This is a genomic window from Alicyclobacillus suci (genome assembly GCF_017329615.1).
In the GTDB taxonomy this organism is placed as follows: domain Bacteria; phylum Bacillota; class Bacilli; order Alicyclobacillales; family Alicyclobacillaceae; genus Alicyclobacillus; species Alicyclobacillus suci.
The window spans coordinates 1-4,648 of record NZ_JAFMTW010000087.1 but is presented as its reverse complement, the minus strand read 5'-3'; the positions used below and the strand labels follow the sequence as shown (position 1 = coordinate 4,648).

At 40.2% G+C, this 4,648-nt stretch carries 4 protein-coding genes; 1 reads left to right on the top strand and 3 read right to left on the bottom strand.

Annotation, left to right across the window (positions count from 1 at the left end; translation table 11 throughout):
- Positions 1–213 precede the first annotated feature (213 nt).
- Together J3482_RS19485 and J3482_RS19480 are read right to left on the bottom strand one after the other, a co-directional pair.
- Positions 214–798 (bottom strand): GNAT family N-acetyltransferase, encoded by a 585-nt coding sequence (locus tag J3482_RS19485; RefSeq protein WP_146824941.1) that lies wholly within the window; start codon positions 796–798, stop codon positions 214–216.
- Between the two features lie 581 nt (positions 799–1,379).
- A complete protein-coding gene (locus tag J3482_RS19480; protein WP_206923001.1) occupies positions 1,380–2,105 on the bottom strand; it encodes a hypothetical protein in 726 nt (241 codons plus the stop codon).
- Positions 2,106–2,499: 394 nt separating this feature from the next.
- Here J3482_RS19480 and J3482_RS19475 point away from each other — a divergent pair, with 394 nt between their 5' ends.
- Positions 2,500–3,246 carry an alpha/beta hydrolase family protein gene (locus J3482_RS19475; RefSeq protein ID WP_206923000.1) on the top strand — a complete coding sequence of 249 codons (747 nt, stop codon included), beginning with the start codon at positions 2,500–2,502 and terminating at the stop codon, positions 3,244–3,246.
- A gap of 422 nt (positions 3,247–3,668) precedes the next feature.
- On the opposite strand, the gene J3482_RS19470 is transcribed toward J3482_RS19475, so the two are convergent.
- Positions 3,669–4,124 (bottom strand): VOC family protein, encoded by a 456-nt coding sequence (locus tag J3482_RS19470; protein WP_146824937.1) that lies wholly within the window; start codon positions 4,122–4,124, stop codon positions 3,669–3,671.
- Positions 4,125–4,648 lie beyond the last annotated feature (524 nt).

The window sequence follows — 4,648 nt, the reverse complement described above, 5'->3', positions numbered from 1 at the left end:
GTTTTTCGCCTGTTCCGCTCAAAATCCATACACTTTATTTCGACAATTGGCACGCGAAATCCTTGCTACGATTAGGTTTATGGTTCATTCAGCAGACCCCAATTATATACCGGGGCTTAAGAGCAATTCCATTTCATTAAACCTGCATTATGATGGTTACACTGTCAACCTCATATTCTTGTCGTTAAATCAAAAGTGAGCCAGTGCCCTGTGTCACATAAGCTCCCCGTCGTTATTGCTAAACAATGTACCAAAGATTCGTTCTTTAACTTCTTCCCATTCCTCACGTAGAAGTCCCATTCGAATAGAATCATAGTATGTACCATTGTAGTAACGGCATTTGCGTAAGCGACCTTCTAGTTGCATACCCAACTTTTCTCCAACTCTTATCATTCGATGATTGCCTGACCATGTAGCGAAACCTACTCTTACCAGTGGTAGTGTATCGAATAAATGGTCAATCCAAAGCGATAATGCTTTTGTTCCGCATCCACCACTCCAGTAGTGATGGTCATAGATACCAATCCCCATTTCAAGCCAGTTCGAGGGCTTGTGTTCCCAATAATAACTCACCGTACCAATAACCTTACTGCCGACTTCAATTACCCACCTATCGTCTTGATTAACACGGTTCTTCCAGGTTTCCAAATAATCTTCCCAAGCCAGTGCTCGATGCTCATAGTACGGAGCATCCCACTTCTTCCATTCTGGTGATTTATCCTTAAACATTAGTTCCCACAGTATAGGTAAGTCCTCATCTTTAATCGGGCGGATAACTAGTGCCTTGTTAGAAGCCAACAAAAAAACCTCCAAGTTCATGATAAAAAGTATATTAGTGGGAAATTATAACCAGATGCGACAGATACGGTACATAGTTTAATAAGAAAAACCCCCACCAGGGGAATGTCCCTATGAATACACCGAAAACTCCCCTCAGAATAAAACCACGTTCGTTTTCTCCGATTCTCAATATCCACAGTGCTTTAAAAAACAAATAACTCCCAATCAAGATGCACAGGATTTTTAAAATTCGTAATACGATGACCTACTGTAAACATGTACAAACTCCTTTTTACAACTACCTACGCAGACTTATTTCTTTCTTCTGTGAAATAAGTCTGATAAGTAGTCCATTTGACTAATAACCGAACCTGATGCGGTATCCCAATAAGGGGGAATCATTGTAATCACAGTTTCACAATTCGAGCATTTATTCGAGCATTTAATAGAAAACAATTCAGTTGGAGCATTCCGAACTGGTACACTCTCCATTTCAAATGTATCACCACTGCAATTTGGACATTTAGACATTTCAACCCTCTCCTCCCATTTCATCTCCACTACCACAAATTCAACTTTGTTCCTCAACGATACTGGTGTCAGGAAACAGTGGAATTTACATTTTGTAAAGGAATGGGCTGGTTATCCGTTTTTAACTTCGGGTTGTTCTCCATGTTCTTTAATTGCGTATTTGATGGACTTATGACACTTCCGTATTTATCGTAAGCGACAACTTTCCATCCTTTAAATTCCTTAATGTTAATGAGTTGTCCATATGCATACAACCGCAATGACCCAGAACCGATAATCTTGAGATTACGTATAAATTGTCCATTTAAAGTTTCCACTGCAATGGATGCAACTGCAGGGTCATTGATAGTACCACCTACCATAAAAAACTCAAAACCATTGCCATAAGAACCACCCATACTCATGTTGTAATATGGCACTGAAATTTTCGTTAGTCCAGGGTTAGCAGAGAAGTATTCCTTCCACTCGCCATTTTCCTTGGATAAACAGATTTCGTTGAATAGCGTTTGCCCACCCTGTTCGAACGTAAACAAGCATAGTGAATGGGTTGAATCGAGAACACGAATATAGTGAAGTTGTATATTAGAAACAGAGCTTCCACCAATGGAGCTTTTAATCGATTCTATGTATTGACTTGAAGGTGCCTTAGCTGTGGATTGGGTAGAGACAAGAGGAATAGTCGAGGTATTAATTTTAGGGACTAGTTGATTGCTACAGCCGTACAAGAAGAACACCATCATAACAACGCCAGCAACTAACGTACTTCGCTTAGACAAACTGATTTTTATCGCCACCTTCCACTCTCATAAATATTTCCACATTCACACCAGAATTCCTTTTTTCCAGTAAATAAAAACTCACCGAAAAATTTTATAATTTCCACTTGGTCATTAATGTAAAATGGATGACAATTGCCGAATATTGAGATGTATAATATTCAACGAAGAAAGGAATGAGGAAATGCGAGTTTTTTTTAATTTCTTCAACCATCGCTGGTGTTTTCCTTCTCGTTACTGGGTGCAGTACACTCGCACCTCCTAATAGCTCAAATACCACTAATAAAGTGAGTCGCCCTAAAGTACAGAACACCACTGTTAAAGCAACCAGCACACCCACAAATACGGACGGGCAAGTTATCTCCCTTACACCAATAACTGTTTCCGACCTCCAAATCTGAAAACATACAAGATGGTGTATTGGAGCGAAAACACCCCGACAGAAGCGTTTGTGTCAGTTCCAAAAAAATCGGGTAGTTATCCATTACTGGTCAACTGCCACGGCGGCTTTGATATCGCAACACCAGAAACTCATGAGCCAAGCCCTGCAAATGCAAATATATTACAAGGTGCTTCAAGTAACTATATTGAATTGATTCCAGAGTACAGAGGTTACGAAGATAGCGATGGCACTGTACCTGACCTTAATGGTGAGGTAATTGACACCAACAATGCTATAAAGGCTATTCAAAGTCGTTACGATGTTGAAGCATACCATATTGACCTTTTGGGTACATCTGTTGGCGGTGCCGTTGTATTAAAGCTCGCGTCTGAGCGACCAGATATTCATTCAGTTCTCGCAGTAAGTCCATTTATTGGTTGGGATAGCATGGGTGAATGGGCGAAAAGCAACTTACAGAATCCTGTAGCCTCTCGGTGGTACAACGATATGATTACAGTTTACGGTCCTTTTAAGCCTTCTTCGCAAAAGTATGAACGTGTATCAGTCAACTATAGACAAATTCACACTCCAACTCTCTTATTACAAGGCACAGCAGGCCCCATAGCTCCTTGGCAATCCGTTCAATTCTTTTATCATGAGCTTAAGCAGACAAATAAAAATACACATCTAATCTTAGTTCCAGGTGCGGGTCATGGAGTACACGACAAACAAGGACAAAGCGATATTAATCAGTGGTACAAAGAAACGGGTATGTAAGTATGGGAATCGACATACTAATTCATTTCAAAATGTAATAGGAATTCAGAACACATACGACAGAGAGGTGACGTTCAATGCCACTAGACCCCCTACGATTTAGGGAATGGATATCAGGAACCCCTTCTCAAAATGACTCAAACAAATATGCACCAAAACGTTCATCGAAGTCTACTTGGATTTGGATTAATGTGTTTGGCGTGGTTGTAGTTGGTATAATCATTGTTATCCTACTTACCCATCCCCCTTCATAAAAATGGGTGATCCACTTCACTCCTGCACTCATTGTCCATTCATTCGCCCGACGAATCAGCCCACAATTTCATGAATACCCAAACACTTCTCTCTGTTAGCTCAATGAGGGAATGATGCCTGTGTCGCATATGCCCTGGACAAGCCTAATTTATATTACTTTTAGGCGATTACAATTCATTCCATTGACTTAGGTGTATTAGTTGAGCGGATTCAGAAGGTCCATCTGGAAGATTACAAATAAACTCTAGGTTATTACCGTCTGGGTCATCAAAATATACTGATGCATTTTTCATATGTGGTCTAACATAGGGTTCGCTTGATGGTAATTTGCCGTGCTGTACCACACTAATTCCACACTCTTTTAACCACGACTCTGCTTGTCGAATATCTTCAAAATCTATTTCAAAAGCAACATGTCTTCCGTTTGGTGGATAACTTCCTGGCTCACGTTCATCTGAAATGTCATGTTTCCATAAACCTAATAAACTCCTCTGTGGAACAATCCACATAAACGCCACGTCATCATCCTCAACCTTAAGTTCTAGTCCAATCTTCTGGTAAAATTCAACTGAATTTTTAATATTAGATACAGGTAAATGTGCTTCATAAAGACCTTTTATCATCGATAATCATCTCCTTATTCACATTATTATACAAATAGCCTCTATGCTGAACTCCTCTGCCCGATAATACAGTAAGACAGTGCTTATACCGCATGTTCATGCAAAAGATATAGCACCTGTTATTCATGATGTGCCCTAAATTGTTTTCTTACGATGATGCAGTACCTTCACCGTATTTAGCGTACCAGGAGTTAATAACCTGATTGACTGTTGCTTGTTTATTTTTCAGACCATGGTTCCCTCCTGGAACCAAATCAAGTTTTACGTGAGGATTGGTTTGTTTCATATCATTGTAAAGCAATTGAACCGTTTGCCATGATACAGTGTTATCACCTGTGCCCTGTAGGAGTAATGTGTGTATGCCGCATAATAAAAGTGCAGAAAACCGCAGCGTAAAATTGCAGAGCTAGCCTGCGTTGTTACGAGGCGGAAAAGTGAATGGGCACTTGCAACACCCACTCTATTAATTCTACCCTTTGGTTTGTCGAAGACCTGAGGGTGGTGAGAGAGGATGCTGAAAGTGC